This is a genomic window from Bacillus zhangzhouensis, from assembly GCF_000715205.1.
GTDB classification, from domain to species: domain Bacteria; phylum Bacillota; class Bacilli; order Bacillales; family Bacillaceae; genus Bacillus; species Bacillus zhangzhouensis.
Genome location: NZ_JOTP01000026.1, coordinates 16,152 through 36,528, shown reverse-complemented (window position 1 = coordinate 36,528; position 20,377 = coordinate 16,152). Strand labels below are relative to the sequence as shown.

Genomic DNA, 20,377 nt, shown 5'->3' with positions numbered 1-20,377 from the left:
GCCTTTTGTGTAGTCTCCGTTGTCGTCATCTTTTGCATCTGTGACAGCTTGGTCATCTACTTTTAATGATCCTTCGACATATTCAAGACCTTCTGGCAGTTGATCTGCGATCACTAAATTTTTGACGATGCTGTCTTCTTCAAGATTCTTTGTTTTGATCGTATAAAGAAGGGTATCGCCTACCTGTGGTGTCTTTTCATCTGTGTTTCCTTCTGCTTTTTTCTGAATACTCGCTGCCTTTTCTGATGATAGTTTTGGTTCACGAGGGTAAATTTGTGTTTTCGTTGTTGGATCATCTGGCGGCGTGTTTTCACCTGTTACTTCGGCTGTGTTTTGAATGTCTTGACCAGACTGTCCCTTTTCAACTGTTACTTCAAACGTTACGGTATGCCAGTCCGTGTCCTTCACATCACCAAAATATCCCGTGACCTTTCCATCTGTGTAGTCACCGCTATCGTCGTCTTTCACATCTGTGACGGATTCTCCATCAATTTCAAGAGACCCAGCAACATACTTCAGCCCTTTTGGCAATTGATCTGAGATGACTAGATTTTCAATAAGGCTGTCTTCTATTGTGTTCTTTGTTTTAATTGTATAAAGAAGGGTGTCCCCTACTTCTGGATGTTTCTCATCTTTGTTACCTTCTGCTTTTTTCTGCAAAACCGCTGATTTTTCTGATTCAAGCTTTGGATCACGCGGATAGATTTCTGTTTTTGTTGTTGGATCGTCTGGTGGTGTATTTTCACCTGTGACACTCGCTGTATTTTGAATGTCTTTACCAGACTGTCCTTTTTCAACCGTCACTTCAAACGTCACGGTATGCCAATCTGTATCATGAATGTCACCGAATTGTCCTGAGACGGTTCTATTTGTGACATCACCATTGTCTTGATCTTGCTCATCTGTCACCGCTTGTCCGTCTACCTCAAGTGAATTGGGCACATATGCTAATCCTTCTGGCAGTTCATCTGAGATTACTAAGTTTTTAACGAGACTGTCTTCTATCGTATTCTTTGTTTTAATTGTATAAAGAAGTGTGTCACCGACCTCTGGATGCTTCTCATCTGTATTACCATCTGCTTTTTTCTGCAAGACGGCTGATTTTTCAGAAGTCAGCTTCGGGTCACGAGGATAGATTTCTACATTCGTTGTCGGCTCGTCCGGCGGTGTGTTGCCGCTTGTGACGTTGGCTGTATTTTGAATGTCTTTGCCTGCTTGACCTTTGTTAACCGTCACTTCAAACGTCACTGTGTGCCATTTCGCATCTTTTACTTCACCGAACGTTCCAGTGGCAGTTCCGTCTGTCATATCACCGTTGTCGTCATCTTTTGTATCCGTGACTGGGTTTCCATCTACCTGAAGTGAATTTGGTACATATGATAATCCTTGAGGTAACTTGTCAGAAATCACAAGGTCTTCAATCACGCTATCTTCAACAGCGTTACGGGCTTGAATGGTATACAGTAATGTATCTCCTACTTCTGGATGCTTCTCATCTGTATTACCTTCTGCTTTTTTCTGTAAGACCGCTGATTTTTCTGATTCAAGCTTTGGTTCACGAGGATAAATTTCTATGTTTGTTTTTGGTTTGTCTGTTTGTGTATTTTCCCCTTTGACATTCGTCTCTGATGTTTTTTCTGATTCAAGCTTTGGATCACGAGGATAAATTTCTATGTTTGTTGTTGGTTTGTCTGGTGGTGTATTTTCCCCTTTGACATTCGCTGTATTTTGAATATCTTTGCCAGCTTGACCTTTTGCTACTTTCGCTTCAAATGTCACAGTGTGCCAATCGGTATCTTTCACATCACCTAATTGACCTGTAACTGTGCCGTTTGTATAATCACCTTTGTCTTGGTCTTTAGCATCTGTTACGCCTGCGCCATCCACCTTAAGTGAGCCTGGAACATAGGCTAAGCTGCTCGGAAGGTTATCTGATATGATCAGATTTTTGACAATACCAAATTGCACAGTATTTTTTGCTTTAATTGTATAAAGCAGCGTGTCTCCTACTTCTGGATTCTTCTCATCTGTGTTGCCCTCTGCTTTTTTCTGTAAGACAACAGATTTTTCTGATTCAAGCTCTGGAGGATATGGGTCAAATTCTGGCTTCACCCGTGAAGCTAAGTCGTAAGATAATGAATTACCTGCAGTACCCATATAAGTTGTACTTAATGTTTTCGCATCAAGTGTAAAAAGAGTAGAATGTCCGATAGACTCATTTAACCCTGACACTAATAGCATTTGTCCATTTGGCAAAAAGCTAATCCCCCGAATGCCTCCGTCAATCGTTTTACCATCCGCATTTTTAATTGGAATGACACGAATCACTTCAGCTGTATCTGGATTCATTTGCGCAATGGCGCCACTTCCATTTGATGCGAACCACAGATAGCCGTCTTTATCGACTACAAGGTCCCCGCCAACGCCAGAGCCGATGTCATAGCCTACAATTTTTTTGGACGTTTTTTGACCTGTAGCTAAATCGTACGTTCCAAGGAAGTATTCACCACCTGAAGTATAAGCATGTAAATATTTACCATTGTAAATAACGGCATTATTGGCATTTCCACCTAAAACACCTACTCGCTGTGCTTGTCCAGAAGTTGTATTTATTTTATAAAGAACAGGTTCTCCGCTTGCTGTTGTCGTTGCATACACAGCGTTCTCTTGATCATTGACAGCAACACCGTTTACTAAATTTGTATTAATCCCCTTCACCGGCACACTAGCCTTTACGCTGGTTGGATTATTCCCATCAAGCTGATAAAGGGTCATTGGAAGACCTTGGCCACTTTGGCCAATCATGTAGGAATCTGTGTTATTGACAACCACCGTCCCAGCGGCTTTTGTAACAGCTGGTGAGACTGTTAATAAATTTCCAGCAATCAGCACCAATATAAGAAATAATTGACTCGTTCTTTTTAATATGTTCATTCTTTGACATCCCCTTTCCATGCTTCAGATCATAATGGTATGTACCAGTTCACCTCCCACACTTTGGTAAAGAATATCAATAATATTTCAAAAGCCTCAACATGACTAAATGACTATTTTCGACAAAAATAGACATTTAGAACTATATACCTCTCAATGATTGATTCGCTTATGTCTTTCCAATAAATTAACCTTTTTCCATCTCAAATTTCATCATCTATCTATCTTTACAAACAGGTCTTATGATGCGAATCACATACAATCCTTTCTATTTAAAGATAAATATTCTTTTATTAGGTGACGATTAATTTTTTGTTAATATATATTGAATTTTTTTCTTTTTTTATTAAAAAAAGGGAATAATTGGTTCGCTTTGTTAAAAAAAACAAGCCGAAAGTCTTGCTGCTTGTTTTGATGTTTTGACTTTTACGATGCGAAAAAATTCTTTTTATAATTAAGCGATTACAATTGAGCAAAGCCATTTAAAGGGGCGTGTGAGTATGTTACGATGGAAATCGAGTGTTTAAGAAAGAAGGGAAGGCTTTTGAAGCGGGAACATCTTTTACGTTGGTTTTTTTATTTTGTTGGATTGATCGTACTAGCTTTTGGACTATCGCTGACAGTGAAAGGAAAGATTCTTGGGATTGGTCCTTGGGACGCTTTCCACTACGGACTGTTTCAGCACTTTGGACTCACGATTGGACAGTGGTCCATTATTATTGGTGCACTCATTGTGACACTGACTTCTGTCTTTACAAAATCATTTCCAAAGATCGGCGCATTACTGAACATGGTGCTGATTGGTATGTTTATAGATTTCTTTAATGCGGTATTGCCTGCACCACATGGGTATTTACCCGCTTTATATGTGTTTATTACGGGCGTTGTGGTTTCAGGGTATGGTGTTGGCATTTATGTCTCGGCCAATCTTGGCGCCGGTCCAAGAGATTCTTTAATGCTGCTCATCTCAGCGAAAACAGGATTGAACGTGCAGTGGGTGCGAAATGGCATTGAGTTAACAGTGCTTTTATTTGCATGGATGCTCGGCGGGCCGATCGGAATCGGGACCATTTTGACCGCCATTTTTACAGGACTTGTGCTTCGTTTCTCCTTGCCACAATCCACACGGCTCCTGCAGCTGCTCATTACAAAAACGGCAGAGAAACCCGTTCAAACTCTTACCCGATAGGAAAAAGCCATTCTACTGATGAGAATGGTTTTCTTGTGTTACATTTAATAAACTGAATATTCTTATATTAAAAAACAGGAGATGAGTCCTCATGCAGCTTTTCCACTATCATTACTGGACACCATTTGTTGAAGAGACAGAACAGGCTTACTTTGCACTAGGCTTTCAAGTAAAGAAGCGTTTCACAAAGGACGGTTCTTTTCACCCTCCGCTCAAATGGGATGATTTTAGAGAGAAAGAGCCGAGCTTTCGAATTGTCGAAATGAGAAAGGGACATATCAACCTTACATTCGGTTATAGCAAGAAAGTGCTTTTTGATCACATCGGCTTTCTGGTCACAGAAGAAGAATATGATCAGCTGCTTGTACAGGCAAAAGAGCTGAACTGGCCGATCCAAGCTGGGGAACGAAGAACATTTATTTCCACACCATTTCGTTTCAGGCTCGAATTGCAGCGCCGTATAGATGTTATTGAGAATGGAGAAGAAGCGCTGCGTGAGATAACAATTGCTGTTCCTGATTTGGTACATACACCAAAATTCGATCAGCTGCTGTTTGGTTTGAACCAGCCCATCCACTGGCAAATAGGAGAACGCCTTTCCTTACTCGAGGTGAAAATGTCTGATTCTGAGGCGATGAATATGACGGATCCGAATGGTGTTCACGTCATCAAACAGACGTAAAAAGTAGCGGGACACGCTGCCTTTTTCACGATGATTCCTGTTTTCCTTTTGCACGGCCCCCTCGAATGGTACAATAAATGTAAAAAATTGAGGTTCGTTATGAAGATTTTCGCTATCCAATTACAACACTTACAAGAGATAGAAGCACGAAAACAAATCGATCGGCTGAAGCCCTTTGTGTCACCTGAAAAGCGTGCTGCGGCTGAGCGATTTCGTTTTCTGATTGATGCAAGAAGAACGCTGTTAGGTGAAGTGTTGATTCGTCAAATCATCCATGATATGTACGCCATTCCTATAGATCAAATTGTGTTTGAAACAGAGGAAAATGGCAAGCCTGTCGTCCGGCAAATTCCTTCTTTTCATTTTAACCTTTCTCACTCTGGCGATTGGGTGGTTTGTGCAGTAGATGATGCACCTGTTGGCATCGATATTGAGGAGATGAAACCCATTGATCTTACGATTGCCAAACGTTTTTTTTCAAATGATGAATATCAGGATTTACTCTCACAACCTGTGGAACGACAGGAAGCCTACTTCTTTCATCTCTGGTCAATGAAGGAAGCCTTTATCAAGCTGACCGGAAAGGGATTATCCTATGGTCTTTCGTCCTTTACAGCCCGCCTGTCAAAAGATGGACAAGCTACTTTGACATTACCTGATCATGAAGCTCCTTGCTTTGTCCATATATACTCACTTGATCCTGCTTATCAAATGGCCGTGTGCACAAGAAAGCCTGTTGCGGCTGAGAGCGTCGAGACACTCACTTGCAAAGAGGTACTGTCACGCCTTTAATAACGTGCGATTTGCTGAAGTGCCGTCTTTAACAAATCGACTCCGCGTGTGATTTGCTCTTCTTTCACATGCCAGATGTTCAGCTGAAGAATGGGCGCCTTCTGATAGGTAGAGATGTAATGGCGGTCTATTGGCTGAACGTAAACAGATGCCTTTTTCAGCTGATGAATGAGCTGATTCATTGGAATGGAACGATCGAGAAGAAGATGTGTATGGGTAGCTGGGTCCTCTTCCCCCAGCTGATAGGCGCCTTGGTCGTTTTTTAAACATGTCACTAGCTGTTTGGATCGGTTTCGATAGGTTGTTTGCATCCTTTCTCTATGACGCTCAAACATCCCGCTTTTTAAATAAATTTCTAAGGCTGCCTGGGACAACATAGAGCTGTCGATATCAATGAGCCGTTTGTGTTCACTAAAAGGTCCAATCAGTTCTTCAGGTAAGACGACAGCTCCTGTTCGAAGCCCTGGAAAGATGATTTTTGAGAAGCTTTTTAAATAAATAACCTTTCCCGCCTGATCGTACGAATAGATCGGGTCTCTTTTTGTGTCGAATTCTAAATCTGCTACATAATCATCTTCAACGATGTAGACATCATACGCCTCGGCAAGAGCTGCAATCGCTATTTTTTCTTGTTTCGATAGACTCGTTCCAAGCGGATTTTGAAATCTTGGCATCGTATAGAAAAAGCGAATCTCTTCTTCTCGAAAGATGCGCTCCAATTCCTGAAGGTCGAGTCCTTTTTCCGTCCGCTGAATCCCGCGCACGGGCAATTGATTTTTCTCTAAATATTGGAGGTATAGGTGATAGCCCGGCTGTTCTACTAATATGGTCTGTTTCCCATTCGGAAACGGGATGGTGCTTAAAATCGATAAAGCAAGCTGAATACCCGAGGTCATGACGATCTGTTCTGGATTTGCAAATACTTGATAATCCATCAATCGCTTTGAAATGACTGGCAGTAGGGATGGTAATCCGTTGGCTGTACCGTAGATAAATAGATCATTTTGATACAAATCTATCGCTTGGTTGATGCAGTGCTGGAAATCGACATATGGAAACACAACAGGATCAGGCGCAGATGAAGCAAAATCAATCCATGTGCTGTCCTGCTTACCCGCCGACTGATTTGTTTTCACGACAAAATAGCCGCTTCTTTCCACAGAATAAAGCAGATGTTCACGCTCTAATGTGTCTAATGCTTTGATGACCGTGCTTTTACTCACAGCATATTGAGCCGCTAAGTGGCGAATTGAAGGGATTTTCATACCAGCCCTGTACTCACCGCACTCGATTTTCTCTTTTAAGCTCAGAACAAGCTGATCATATTTCCTCACACTACTTCCTCCTTGTACCGGTACAGATATCATGAACTCTTATTGTACACCTAAGATGATCCGTTTACGATAAAAAGACAGAACCGGTCAATTCAACTGAAGCATGCATGCTCGTGTAGAGGAGAATATTTGTGGACAATTCAAAACAAAAGGCGTATTTTGCTGCGATAGCATACGCCTGTATCATTGGTTTTTCATTCTTATTTGTGAAAATCGCATTAGAATCAGCGAATCCGATTGATTTATTGGCACACCGCTTTACAATTTCTTTTGCAGCCGCTCTTTTGCTGTATCCATTTTTACGTAAGAAATACCGTTTATCCTTTCAATGGCGTGACCTCATCTATCTTGTACCGTTTTCCTTGCTTTACCCTGTCTTGTTTTTTGCATTTCAAGTATGGGGGCTAATGTATACGTCTTCGTCAGAGGCTGGCATCATTCAGGCGACGATTCCCATTCTGACGATGGTGCTGGCAGCGTGGTTTTTAAAAGAACGTGCCACATGGATACAGGTGTTCTTTACCATTCTTTCTGTGTCCGGGGTGATGCTCCTCTTTGTGATGAAGGGAATTGATGTGAAACATTCACACATGATCGGCTATGTGCTGATTTTACTTTCTGCCTTGTCATCCAGTGCTTACAGTGTATTTGCCCGGGTGGTTACACGGCGGTTCCATGTGATTGAACTCACCTTCGTGATGACATTCTTTGGATTTGTCTTTTTCAATGCCGTCGCTCTCATTAGACACTCGGTAAACCATACAATGACGCAATTTTTCAACCCTTTTACACATTCATCTTTTGTATGGTCTATGCTCTTTTTAGGCATTCTTTCATCACTTCTCACTGCGTATTTATCTAACTATGCCCTCTCTCATCTTGAAGCTGCAAAGGTCAGCACCTTTAACAATCTATCCGCGTTTATCACAATAGGCGCCGGGGTTCTCATTTTACATGAAACGATTGATATCTATCATATCATCGGGGCTGTGTTGGTCATTGGCGGGGTGATTGGCGGGAATGTAGTGAAGAAGCAGAATTCTTCACATCAGAAATAGGCTAAAACAAATAATAAATTCAATTATTATATTGTATTTTTTGTATAAAAAGGGGAAAGAGAATCTTTTTCCTTTTTATACAAATTAAAGTGGACGTGTTATGATTGCATACATTTTCAGTATATACAAAAATATTGATCCTCAATGAGTTGAGAAGCTATCAACGTAATAGACCTTATTTATATATATTATTTGCTATTAACTACATACTAGCACCATTATTCTTAGGTGGATTACTGGCGTATTTTATCAAAAACTTATCAATCATCTACATCTCATTTTTCATTTTCTTGACAATTATTAACCTTGGTAGAATCTTATTTTCTACGGATAAAAAACAGATGGCCATTCTAATGTTGTATATGGATCAATATATCTTAGGAAAAGATATAAGCAAGTTTTTCGATGTCATGTTAATACAAACCAAATTGAAACACCGAATTAGGTGTATCAGCTTTAAGAACGAAAAAGAAGCAGGAAGAGCTAGCCTGCTTTTTTATTTTGAATATTTTCTATTGCTCATTTTCTTTTTAAAAGTTCTATGATGATATCGTTTTGTTTCTCAATGTTTTTTATTCTTTTCTCTATCATAGATCCAGAAACACATAGCACTATAAGTATTGCCGTGCCCACAAATAACAAATAAAATCCCTCCTAAAGCTCAATTGTGCAATCATTTAATATCGACTAGTATTTGTAATATAGTAACATTAATTGAAATTTATAACTTCTTGCGTAATTCTTGTTTGTTTCGCGTGTGAACTTCTATTATCCTTAGAGTAAAAGCGCAGAGAGAGTGTGTGTATATTGACCAATGAAAAAAATACAATTACAGCGTTCCATTGTTGGAGAAGGAACGGGGAATTGAAGGTTAGACCTATTAGTCGTAAATTAGTGCTCCTGAAGATTTCGAAAAATTCAATCTTCATTTAACAAATGGTCTAACATAGCTGTACGGTTTTCTAAAAAATATTTGGTAATTTGATAATGCTCAGTCATTTCATATCGTATTTCCTCTATTTTCTTTCCATCAAAATTTAAAATGGTTGCTTCCGGATACCCTAACAAAATTGGAGAGTGGGTAGCTATTATAAATTGAGAGTTACTCTTTGTAGAAAGGTCGTGAATAATTTTCAATAATCCTAACTGCCTTGCTGGAGAAAGTGGAGATTCTGGTTCATCAAGTAAATAAAGAGCACTTTTTCCGTTAAAACGATTATTAAACAAAGATAAAAAAGATTCTCCGTGAGACTGCTTATGCAGTGGTGTGCCTCCGTAAGGAGCATAAACATCTTCACCGCTTTCTTGATTTAAAGTATCTAAATATGCAGCGAAGTTATAGAAAGATTCAGCTCTTAAAAAGAAACCGTTTGTTATTTTAGGTCGCCAAGATAAACGCAAATAGGAACCTAGTGTAGTTTCATCTATATTATTAGTATACAAATTATTTCGGCCACCACCATTTATATTAAAACCACAACTATCTGCAATAGACTCTAGTAAAGTTGACTTGCCTGATCCGTTTTCACCAACAAAAAATGTTACATTGTTTGTGATTTTGAGTTCATCTAAATTTTTTATTACCGGAACACAAAAAGGGTATTCATTATAGGACGCCACTTTATCCTTAAGAAAAGTTATTTTTTGTAAAGTTATAATTACTCTCCCCTTCCTTTTAAGTATGTAATCGTCAATGAAATCACAATGATTAATGGATATATGTTTAATTTCTCATACATTTCAGTACCAAGACAAGAAAAAGCATCCTTTATGTTCAAAGGGAGACTATTACGAGTAGTCTCTTTTTTAATTTAAAAATTTACTCAAATTTAACATGTCAATTCATCACGCATTAAACCTTAAAAATTCAATTTATGTTTATATGATCAATATTAAATATCAATATGGTAAATGTGGATCACACTAAAAGATGTATTGGTTAGTTAGGACTTGAATTCAGATAGTCGCAATTGGTTTTGGACATGCAGCTGTTGTGTCGAGAACCAAGGCAAATACTGTAGAGTCTTGTCATAAAAATTGGAGTCCTATTAAATAGTATGGAGTTAGACTCTATAAAAATACCCTTAAATCAGATGACGAACGTTTAGAAGAGGTCAAGATTTTAGACGGCAAGATTTATGCATTGGTAAGAATGTTTGATAGAGATAAGGATGGAGTTATTGGCAGAGTTATTGAATATAATATTGAAAGCAAAGACTCTAAAGAGATATCTCTAAAATCTGATAGAGATTGGGAAATGACAAGCTTGGAAGTTGTAAAATAACTGACGAGGAGCGTGGAGTAAATTAACTGACATTATCTTGAACCCATGAGGCTTGTGTTATTCACATTGCCATTGTTGTATTTGGCTTGGGGGATTATTGGCTATTTAATCTTTAAGAAGGTTCATGTGGTTTTAACTATCACATTTATAACTTCAACCATTTTTATATTTGCCTATACTGGGTTTGACATGTCAAATATGTATTGGGTAGGGGTGGTGACTTTTTTATGCATGTGCTCCTCTGTAATTACAAAAATTATTCGAGGCATGTATATTCGCTATAAAAAAGCATAATCAACAAGCTTATGTCCACAAACATAAGCTTTATTTTTATTTCATACCACTAAAATAACTCAAAATGCTTGTAATAATTAAAGTGATAACGGATGAAACTAACAAAGAAACGCTGATCGCTCCTAACCCTAAACCTTCCCATCCTCCCACAAAAAAGCTTATGAGCAATAAGATGATACTTACCATCATTAAAACTGCTGGAAATCCATACTGGAAAGATGACTGTTTTTTTTTAAAGATTAAAGAAACGCCTAGTATAATAACTGTAAGGATAGTTGTCAGTAGCCAGAAAGACATTTGTCTTGCCCCCCTTGAAAGAGATGATAAAAGAACCCTAATGAATAATTATGTATCCTTTCAATATCGTACCACTGATTTAATTTGTTGACCACTGACCAACAAAGTTGTTAAACCAGATATCGAAAGCCTAAAAAATTTCAAATAATTCATATAAAGTAAAGACTCTGTGACCATGAGTATCGCAGAGTCTTTACTTTTATATTTTATTTCCAGCTTCTTTTCCTACACTTGATGTAATCACTTTGTCAGCCATTTCATGTGAGACAGCAGCAGAATGAAAAATTGGTAACGCTAATGCTACAGTTACAAGCATGATGGGAACAAAAATTTTACTCTTCAACATATAACAATTCCCCTCCCTGAATTAACAACTTTGCTTCAAGTGCTCTTTCGTAAAAAACGACATAAATTTCCAACCGCCCACTTCTATTATAGTATCGAGCAGCTTCAAAAGCTAGTTGATACACATCTTCGTAAAGATTGTTTCTTTGTAAAGTATCAAGCCAATGATAGTCCATAGCCACCAAAAAAGCGGCCCCTCAAACGAGGACCGCTTTCTTTTTAATGTTTGATCAATTGATGATTTGTTGCATGTTCAATGACATGTCTCATCTGTTCTGTGAAATGCTCGAGGTGTGTGTTGATGTACATGTGACCTCCGTCGAAATTGGTGCGTTCGATGGTTTTTGCCCATTTTAGCCAGCCGCTTGCATATTGCATACATTTCTCATCTTGCTTTCCATTGAATAAATAAACGGGTGATTCAATGATCGATTTGTCTGTGTGCTGGAAGGTTTCCAGTGCTTGATAGTCTGCGCGCAAGGACGGTGTAAAGTAATCCATCATTGGCTTGTTCTCTAATAATTCCTTTGGAATCCCGCCCATTTCGGCAATATGCTGAACAAATGCTTCATTGGATAAATGAGTCAGAATCCGTCTTTTTGTTTGCGGCGGCTGAATGGCAGAGATCACGACGGCTGCAGGATATATCCCTTCCTTTTCTAGCAGTTGGGTCAGTCTGTACACCACAAGTCCTCCCATTGAATGTCCGAATAAGATAAATGGACGGTTCAATTTGCCTGTCAATCCTTCTTTGTACAACTCAGCCAGCCGATCAATGCTTGATTCAAGCGGCATGAGATTGGTCCCATGGCCCGGGGGCTCTGCTGCTGTCACTTCGGCAATGCCCTTAAGTTGTTCAAAGAGTGGACGGTAAGAGGCGGAATATCCGCCTGCAAAAGGAAAACAAATAAGCTGAATGAGGTCTGATTTTTTTTCAAAGGTTTTCAATAACTGATTCATACGTCCTTACCCCTTTATGATAGTTTGAAGAATCTGTGCAAGTTCATCTGCCTGTGGCCTTTTCATCATGGTGACATGGTCACCTTTGATTTGATAATACGTGCACATTTCTTTCGTATAAGCCTCCCAGTCTGCAAACTTCTTCTGGAAATCTGTGGCGTGATCACTGCTTTGTACAATATAAAACGGCACAGGGAATGGTTCTTTTTCTAATTCAATGGCTTGTGACATGATCGTATTATGTGTCTGCATTTGCAAGTATTTATCTAAATAGTGATCATTCATAAATTGATGGACCACTTCATCCTTTTCTGCCTCTTTGAGTATTTTCTGTTTCACTTCTTGGAAGCTCAATCCTTGTATAGCTTCTGGCTGGATTCCAACGAGATTCCCCATTCCAAGGACGAGCGCAAGCATTTTCACTTCTTCTTCGTTCATATCCGCATGGAGCGCTTGATCTGCCTCATCTCTTAGCACTGGAACCGTATCTAAAATGATCAGTCCTTTCGGCGCTTTTCCTGCATGGCAGAGCCGCTGGTTCATTCCGTAGGCAAGATGGCCGCCCATTGAATGCCCTGCTAGGTAGTCAATTCCTGGTCGATAGAAGGTCTCAATGGCTTCGATAAAAATGGTGACAAGCTCTGTGTAATGAAGGAATTGTGGTTCTTCATCCTCATATAAGCCTGGTGACTGCAAAGCGTAAACGGCTCCTTGATGTGTCATGAGCTTGGCGACATCGATATAGCCCATCACCGTCCCCCCGGCAGGTGGTGCAAAGAAAATACTCGGTTCAGCTGGATCGCCTTTTTTCAGCTCGATCACATAGTCCTTCGGTTCTCTTTCTACATGCTCGCCGGTTTCTGGCAATGTGTCCAAGTAAGCGGCTAGCTGCGCTGGCGCTGGATGCATGAAAATCCATTTTGGATCAACACGAACGCCCTTTTCTTTTAATTTGGCCACAGCCTGGATACTCATAATCGAATCTCCGCCTAAATCAAAGAAGGAGTCATGCACGCCTACTTGTTTCACCCCAAGCACTTCCATGAAAGCTGAGACAATCAGTTGTTCCGTTTCAGTTGCCGGTTTGTCGTCTTCATGAGAGGAAGAGACCATTTCCGTCGGTTCTGGCAGGGCTTTTTGATCGACTTTCCCGTTCGTTGTGACTGGAATCGCATCCATTGCGATAAAGTAACTTGGAATCATATAGCTTGGCAGGCTTTCCTGTAAAAATGCTTTCCAGCCCGGAACAGGATTCTCTCCATCAGTGACAAGGTAAGCCGCCAGCCGTTTTGAACTGCCATACGTTTTGGCGATGACTGTGCATTCTTTTACTTGTGGATGCTTGAGCAGGGCTGTCTCAATTTCTCCACATTCAATCCGGTAGCCTCTAATTTTCACCAAGTTGTCTTTTCGGCCGAGGTATTCAATGCTGCCATCTGACCGCCATTTCCCTAGATCACCTGAACGATACAGCTTGTCTCCTTTTAAAGCCGGGAATGGATTGTCAATAAACCGTTCCTGCGTCCGTTCTGGATCGTGGAGATACCCTTTAGCCAGTCCTGTTCCGCCGATATAGATTTCTCCCTTGACGCCTGCTGGTACTGGCTTGAAATATTCATCTAGTATGACGACAGTGGAGTTCGCCACTGGGACCCCAATTGGAACTGATCTTGCATCCTCTGGTACGTGTGTGACTTGATGAGTTGTCGCTAAGGTCGTGTTTTCTGTTGGACCGTAAGCATTGATCAACACACCTTCCATATACGGCAATGCCTTTCGGGCATGCTCACTAGACATGGCTTCTCCGCCAACGAGTAATGTGCGGTAGCCTGCTACACTTTTTGGGTCATGCTCAATCAGTCGATTGAATAATGCCGTTGGCAGACAGTTGGCTGTCACTTGATGCGTTTTGATCAACTGCGTTAATTCGTCCATATTCAGTGCTGCATATTTTGGAATCAAAATCAGCTGACCGCCATTCAGCAGCATTCCCCATAATTCAAATGTAAAGGCATCAAATGCATAGTTTGACAGCTGAAGCATCTTATCTTCTGAGCCTAGTTCAATATAGTTCGTTTCTTTGACTAAACGGACAACTCCTGCATGCGGGAGCATCACGCCTTTAGGCGTGCCTGTTGATCCTGATGTGTAGTTGACATAGGCCAGTTGATCTTCCCCTATGATTGATTTTTCTCTTTGGTACACTGCTTCTGTCTTTGGTAAAGGCTTGTCCATTTCAACGATTGTGCCTGCAAGACCCTCTAGACGATCTGCAAGATGAGACTGGGCTAAGATCACATCACTTTGTGTATCACTGACAATCAGGCGTATTCGTGCATCTGGATATTCAGGTGACATCGGAACATAAGCAGCACCAGACTTGACGATACCTAGTACCGAGACAATCATTTCAAAGGAACGGTCAAAGAGCATCGGTACAAGTGAACCTGGTCCAATTCCTTTTGACTGTAAGTAAGCAGCAAGTTGTGTTGCCTTCTCATCCAAGGCTTGATACGTCATGTGCTCTTCCATATAGGACAAGGCAATGCGATGCGGATCACGCTGCACCTGTTCTTCAAACAGCTCTTGAAGTGTTCGTCTTGGATAAGACGTATCGGTTTGGTTTTTCCCTATGATCATGGCTTCCTGTTCTGCTTTGTCCATTAAGCAATAATCAGAAAATGTGCGTTCAGGCTGAGCCGTCATGCCATCTAACAGATGAAGATAATAATTCATATAACGATGGATTGTCTCTTGATCAAATAAATCCGTATTGTATTCCACATGAATCGACAGCTGATCTTCCTGTTCAAATACATGCAGGGTAAGATCAAATTTAGATACTGTATGATGTACCATCACATGTTCAGATGTCAGCCCCTTTAGGTTTACCTCTAACGAATCTGTTACATATCCCATGGCGACTTGGAAAATAGGTGATCGACTTAAATCTCTATCCATCGAAAGGTCATCGACAAGCTTGTCAAATGGATAATGCTGATGCTCAAAGGCTTTTAACGTCATTTCTTTCACGTTTTTCATTAAATCAGCAAATGTATCCACTTTTGAGACGTCCTGTCTCAGCGCGAGTGTATTCACAAACATCCCAACAAGCTTCTCTGATTGTTCGACATCGCGCCCTGCGATAGGCGAACCAATGATGACATCTGTTTGCCCTGACAGCTTGTGAAGCAGAACGTAATATGCTGACAGCATCGTCATGAAGAGTGTTGTGCCCTGCTGCTTGGACAAAGCCTGCAAGCGCCGGATAAGCGGTTCATCCAGTACAATTTGCTCTGTAGCACCGTTGAATGTTTGAACCGGCGGACGAGGGCGGTCAAACGGCAGCTCTAACACTGGAAGCTCTCCTTGTAAGGTATCAAGCCAATAGGTTTGATCAGCTTGATGATGCTTTAATTGTTCATTTTCCCAATGAACATAATCTGTCCATTCAATTTCAAGCGCTGGGAGTTGAGGTGTTTTCTCTGCAAGCAACGCGTCATATACCACTTCTAGTTCCTGAATGAGCAGGCTGAGCGACCATGCATCTGAAATGATGTGATGCTGTGCGCAAAGCAGGTAATATTCCTCTTTGCCCATATCGACAATCGTCCACTGCGCAAGTGGGCCTCTTTCTAAATCATAGATGCGGTTTGCTTCTTGCTGAATGAGCTGCTCCAGTCTTCTCGCTCTTGTTTTTTCATTAAATAATGAGAAATTCGCAACTGTCACTGATGGCGGGAGGTCTTCACGAATGAGTTGAACCGGCTTGCCGCCAAGTGATTTGAATGTTGCACGCAGTGCCTCATGACGCTTCGTTAAATGGCCAATCGCCTTCGTTAAAGCTTGAATGTGTAATCGTCCTGTCAGCTTCCAAGCACCTAATATATTGTAATGATGGCTCTTTTCTAATGTGGATAAGAACCAAATCCGCTGCTGGGCATGTGACAGCTCATAGGTTGTTTGCTTTTCCAGCTTTGGAATCTTGGCTTCCTGAACGGCTGGAGCTCCTTTGATGTCCTCGACCATTTGTGCCAAATGTGCCAGATGTTTGCTTTCAAATAGTATTTTTAATGGCGCCTTGATTGAAAACTCATGATTGATTCGGGAAATCGTTTGAGTCGCCTTTAATGAATGCCCGCCAAGGTCAAAAAATTGATCCTCTTTGTACACACGATCTACTTCTAAAATGTCCTCCCATATAGCCGCAAGCACCTGCTCTGTCTTCGTTTCTGGCAATTGTTTTTCAATCTGGTGTACGTTTTGGTAATGATTCAGCTTGAGGGCTTCATGATCAATAGAGCCATCTTGTTTTTTCGGTATATCCGGTACTTCTCTGATGTCCCAGTCCCCCACTGTTACGCCCGTGATATCATCAAGATTCACTTCTTTACCGGGCTGAACAGTATAATAAAGCTTTTTCTTAAAACGCGGCATTGATGCTGGTTGAAGATGCCCAGCGATCTCTGGATTCGCCCCGTCCAGGCCGATAAATAGGTGCGCTTCATTTAGCCGAACACCTAGACATAATGAGTGGAGACCTTGTTTCTTTCCAATCAATTGAAATCCCTTACGAACAGTTAGTGCTGCCCCAGTATGTCCCTTAGACAAACCAAGATTATCCCACATGCTGAAGTTCAAAGAGATCGCTCTTCTTCCTTCTTGAAAGGTGAGAGCGTGCGCGAGTCCATCTAAAAAACTGTTCGCCGCAGAGTATGCCCCGAATGTTGTACCGCCAAAAAAGCCATTGACCGATCCAAAAAAGACGAGTGGTACTGTCGGATTATGCTTGAAGGCTTCCTGTAACACCCAGGCTCCGTCTGCTTTTCCTGATAATTCTTTTATGAAATCTTCCTCTGATGTATGAGCCAGTGTATACTTGTCCGCATGCTGAAAATGCTCAGACACATTGCCGGCTCCGGCTAAATGCAGCGCGCCCCGGATTGACTGTCCAAAATGCTTTTCTGCTTCATAAATTGCCTGCTCGACATCAGATAAATGGGTCACATCGGCTTGGACATAGATGACGTCTCCAAGACCTTTAAGCTGTGTGAACGCCTTTTCCTTTTCCCCGTCTTCTTCAAGAGGTGTCCGTCCAATTAACACGAGCTTTAAGCCAAATTGGAGCATCTGCTTAGACAGCTCAAACCCAATACCGCCCAGTCCTCCAGTAAGCAAATAAAGACCTTCATATTCTAAAAACCCTTCTGTTTGAGGTGCTTCGATCATATCGACTTTTTCCAGCTTTGGTACGAGACGATGTCCCTGTCGGTAAGCCACCTCTGCTTTCATATGAATCGCAGACAGTTCTTCAGCTATGCGTTTGGCATCCTGATCCACATTCTCCGCTTCAATATCAATATGAGCCACCTCTGCCCCTTCCCATTCTTGCGGGATGGTTTTTAACAGACCGACCAGCGCTGTTTTCTCAACATGAAGATCGTCTTGCGGCTTCACAAATTGACCACCTTTTGTCACAACGGCGAGACGGATCGGCTCTTGATTTTCTTGTCTCAGCGCTTGATATAGATACAAAATGGATTGACTGGTACTTTCATGCAGTTCTTTGAACTGAGCAGGATCAACGATCTTTTCTTTGTCCGACACATTCCACAGATGGAGCATGCGGCCGGTCTTTAGTTCATCTGCTTCAAGTGCTGCAACGAGCCTGACGTAATCCCCCTTGATTCTCGGATTCATCTGATACATTCCTTTTGACAGGCGTAAAAATTCATACCCCTTTTTCACAGAAACATAGGGCTGATTCGTTTGTTCGAATTGTGCGTAAAGCGATTGGTAAAGCCCCTTTTCATCCTCAAAAACGAGTACATGATCAGTGGAAGCTGGCAAAGATGGACCAGTATGTTCTTTTGCCCAAATGCGTTTAAAAAACCAATCTGGGAGTGTTTGTTCATTTTCTGAGGCAAGATCAAGTGCACGTTCAATGTCGCGGAACGCTCCATCTTTAAGTGCCGCGCCTAACTGAGCACGTTGAATTTTCCCACTCTCTGTTTTCGGAAATTGGTCTTTTTTCACCGGAATGATGTGATCAGGCTCTATCCCAATTTTCCGAATGATCGCCTCTCTAATCTGCTGAATCATCGTGATTTGATCCTCTATCGAATCCTTTTGTGAGACAAAAAAGACGGTGAGCGTATCGTTGCTTGATTCCGGATTATAAATGCCGTACGCAGCGGCAAAGGTGACTTCAACCCCATCAACTTCTTCCACAACGGCTTCAATTTCGTAATTCAAATAGTTCGCTCCATTGATGACGATGATGTCCTTTTCCCGTCCTGTGAGGACAAGACGCCCTTCATGAATAAACCCTAAATCCCCTGTGTGAAACCAGCCGTTTTCCGCAAATACTTCTTGATTGGCTTCCTCATTTTGATAGTAGCCCATCATGATCGTTGGGCTCTTCACCTGCAAGCGCCCCACCTGATCTTCTGGCAACACCTGGTGATGCTCATCTACAATCCGAATCCATACAGAAGGAATCGGTGCACCTACTTCTGTAAACGTCATCTTGTGCGGATGATCATGCGTTACATATTGAATCTCACTCGTTAACGAGGTCTGGTCGATGGTCAGCTGTCCATCCTGATCATCCTGCCGCATGAATTCCTTTGACTGAACAATAGCTGATGATGTTTCTGACATACCGTAAGCCGGCACCATCGCATGGCGGCTTAACCCATGCTGACCCATGATGTGCATGAAGCGCTGCGTTACTTTCGGAACAACCGCTTCGGCTGCATTCATGATATAGGTCAAGGTGGAGAGATCCCAGCCCCCCTTGCGAATCTCATCCTCATATTCATTCATCATGGCAAATGCAAAGTTTGGTGCCCACGTCCTTGTGACGCCGTATGTTTCTACCCAATCCAGCCACACCATCGGCCGCTCGATAAATTGATCAATGGATGGACTAATCTGCTGGCAGCCAAGATAGACATCATGTACATGAAACATGACAATACCTCCTACATGGTCAAGCGGCATCCAGTTAAGTGACACATCCTCATACGTAAAACCATTTGCCTGCTCAAAGGAAATGATTCTAGACAAAATACTTTGATGGTTGTGACGGATACATTTTGGTACACCCGTACTTCCTGAAGACAGCAGCTGAAGCACAGGCTCATCCGGCTCTGGCTCATAATGCTGTTCATCCGGTTCGCATGCAAGCAACGTTTCGATTGTTAGAATAGGAATCGCTTTTGATTCAAATGCCTCTCGCAACCCAGCAATGTCCTCAGCACTCGCTTCGTTTGTAATAATGAAAGGTTCATTTTGCAGCTGAAATACGCCCTTCAACTTGTTCACACCTTGATTCATTTCATCATAAACAGGCGGCACAGAGACCGGGGTTGGAATGATTCCACCGAGAATACAGCCCCAGAACACCGTGATAAAATCGTGATGATCCTTCAATTGAAGTAACACTTGATCACCGTTTGTCAGCCCTGCTGCCCTTAATCCAGACAGGACCCGTTCAGCGTCTGTTAGTAGTTCAGGATAGGTTTGGGTCACCGCGTGACCGCCTTTTTTGATATAAGTCACTCCGTGGTCAGGTGACATAAAGGCTGCACGGATCAGCACCTCTGTCAATGTGACAGGTGTACCTGGTTTTTCGATGACATCACCACCATAAACAAGTGCTGGCGGTTTTTCATGAGCGGATGATTGTTTTGTTTGGCTGGCTTCAACCTTTGAGATCGATTCGTTGCCTTGAGTACGCTGTCTGTCAGGGAATAAGTCATCTAAATGATAGGGCGTCTGTCTTTCTGTCTGACTCTCAATGAAAGCAGCCGCTTCCTCTACTCCATCTATGTCTTTGATGCGTTCTTCTATCTTTCTTAATTCCTCTTGATCTAGTACATCAATTGAAAGCAGTGCCTCTGTATCGACTGCTCCACTTTCTGTCTTTGGCAAGGAAGGTAATAAGACGAGAGCGGATGGCACTTCATAAGAATGAAGCAGGCCGTTCATCAGATCCTCTCTTGTCAGCGAAGGGTCCTTCGCCTGTGCAAATAGCACAAGCGATAGGCCGCCCTCTTGATTTTTCTTCGGGATCAAAACACATTCCTCTAGTGGAAAGTGAAGCATGATGACACGTTCTACTGCTTTGAGATCGATTCGTTTTCCATTGATTCTAACGATATGATTTGCTGTATTTCCTTTTCGTCTACTGACTAACATGGT

12 protein-coding genes are annotated in these 20,377 nt (G+C 41.6%); 4 read left to right on the top strand and 8 right to left on the bottom strand.

Annotation, left to right across the window (positions count from 1 at the left end; translation table 11 throughout):
* Positions 1-2,934 (bottom strand): isopeptide-forming domain-containing fimbrial protein (locus BA70_RS15885; protein ID WP_034324280.1); only part of this gene is annotated, 2,934 nt, incomplete at its 3' end.
* A 544-nt stretch (positions 2,935-3,478) separates the two neighbouring features.
* On the opposite strand from BA70_RS15885, the gene BA70_RS15880 reads away from it, so the two are divergent.
* The 3 genes from BA70_RS15880 (at position 3,479) to BA70_RS15870 (ending at position 5,597) form a co-directional block, all read left to right on the top strand.
* On the top strand, positions 3,479-4,123 hold the full coding sequence (locus BA70_RS15880) for a YczE/YyaS/YitT family protein (RefSeq protein ID WP_034324278.1): 645 nt from the start codon (positions 3,479-3,481) through the stop codon (positions 4,121-4,123).
* Between the two features lie 91 nt (positions 4,124-4,214).
* Positions 4,215-4,805 (top strand): hypothetical protein, encoded by a 591-nt coding sequence (locus BA70_RS15875; protein WP_034324275.1) that lies wholly within the window; start codon positions 4,215-4,217, stop codon positions 4,803-4,805.
* A gap of 99 nt (positions 4,806-4,904) precedes the next feature.
* Complete coding sequence (locus BA70_RS15870; protein WP_034324273.1) at positions 4,905-5,597, top strand: 4'-phosphopantetheinyl transferase family protein; 693 nt, start codon at positions 4,905-4,907, stop codon at positions 5,595-5,597.
* Here BA70_RS15870 and BA70_RS15865 read toward each other — a convergent pair.
* The gene (locus BA70_RS15865) at positions 5,594-6,931 is read right to left on the bottom strand and encodes an aminotransferase-like domain-containing protein (protein ID WP_034324270.1); all 1,338 of its coding nucleotides are present in this window, start codon (positions 6,929-6,931) and stop codon (positions 5,594-5,596) included. The genes BA70_RS15870 and BA70_RS15865 overlap by 4 nt on opposite strands.
* Before the next feature lie 131 nt (positions 6,932-7,062).
* Here BA70_RS15865 and BA70_RS15860 point away from each other — a divergent pair, with 131 nt between their 5' ends.
* Complete coding sequence (locus tag BA70_RS15860; RefSeq protein WP_034324268.1) at positions 7,063-7,989, top strand: DMT family transporter; 927 nt, start codon at positions 7,063-7,065, stop codon at positions 7,987-7,989.
* 918 nt (positions 7,990-8,907) lie between these two features.
* Here the strand turns inward: BA70_RS15860 and BA70_RS15850 are convergent.
* From BA70_RS15850 to BA70_RS15830, 6 genes are all read right to left on the bottom strand, one after another.
* Positions 8,908-9,645, bottom strand: coding sequence for an AAA family ATPase (locus tag BA70_RS15850; RefSeq protein ID WP_034324263.1), 738 nt, complete (start codon positions 9,643-9,645; stop codon positions 8,908-8,910).
* A gap of 958 nt (positions 9,646-10,603) precedes the next feature.
* A complete protein-coding gene (locus BA70_RS15845; protein ID WP_034324261.1) occupies positions 10,604-10,864 on the bottom strand; it encodes a YesK family protein in 261 nt (86 codons plus the stop codon).
* Between the two features lie 199 nt (positions 10,865-11,063).
* A complete protein-coding gene (locus BA70_RS20190; RefSeq protein ID WP_160171275.1) occupies positions 11,064-11,210 on the bottom strand; it encodes a hypothetical protein in 147 nt (48 codons plus the stop codon).
* Positions 11,197-11,391, bottom strand: a complete 195-nt coding sequence (locus BA70_RS15840; protein WP_149865375.1) for a hypothetical protein — start codon at positions 11,389-11,391, stop codon at positions 11,197-11,199. The genes BA70_RS20190 and BA70_RS15840 overlap by 14 nt, the downstream gene beginning before the upstream one ends.
* 37 nt (positions 11,392-11,428) lie before the next feature.
* Complete coding sequence (locus BA70_RS15835; RefSeq protein WP_034324257.1) at positions 11,429-12,169, bottom strand: thioesterase II family protein; 741 nt, start codon at positions 12,167-12,169, stop codon at positions 11,429-11,431.
* Between the two features lie 6 nt (positions 12,170-12,175).
* Entirely contained in the window at positions 12,176-20,374 is an 8,199-nt protein-coding gene (locus BA70_RS15830; RefSeq protein ID WP_034324255.1) for a non-ribosomal peptide synthetase, read from the bottom strand.
* Positions 20,375-20,377 lie beyond the last annotated feature (3 nt).

What these genes read in the sequence shown, in the direction of transcription:
- BA70_RS15845 (WP_034324261.1), bottom strand. Translation starts at nt 10,864, where the DNA reads ATGTCTTTCTGGCTACTGACAACTATCCTTACAGTTATTATACTAGGC.
- BA70_RS15835 (WP_034324257.1), bottom strand. Translation starts at nt 12,169, where the DNA reads ATGAATCAGTTATTGAAAACCTTTGAAAAAAAATCAGACCTCATTCAG.
- BA70_RS15875 (WP_034324275.1), top strand. Translation starts at nt 4,215, where the DNA reads ATGCAGCTTTTCCACTATCATTACTGGACACCATTTGTTGAAGAGACA.
- BA70_RS20190 (WP_160171275.1), bottom strand. Translation starts at nt 11,210, where the DNA reads ATGTTGAAGAGTAAAATTTTTGTTCCCATCATGCTTGTAACTGTAGCA.
- BA70_RS15830 (WP_034324255.1), bottom strand. Translation starts at nt 20,374, where the DNA reads ATGTTAGTCAGTAGACGAAAAGGAAATACAGCAAATCATATCGTTAGA.
- BA70_RS15870 (WP_034324273.1), top strand. Translation starts at nt 4,905, where the DNA reads ATGAAGATTTTCGCTATCCAATTACAACACTTACAAGAGATAGAAGCA.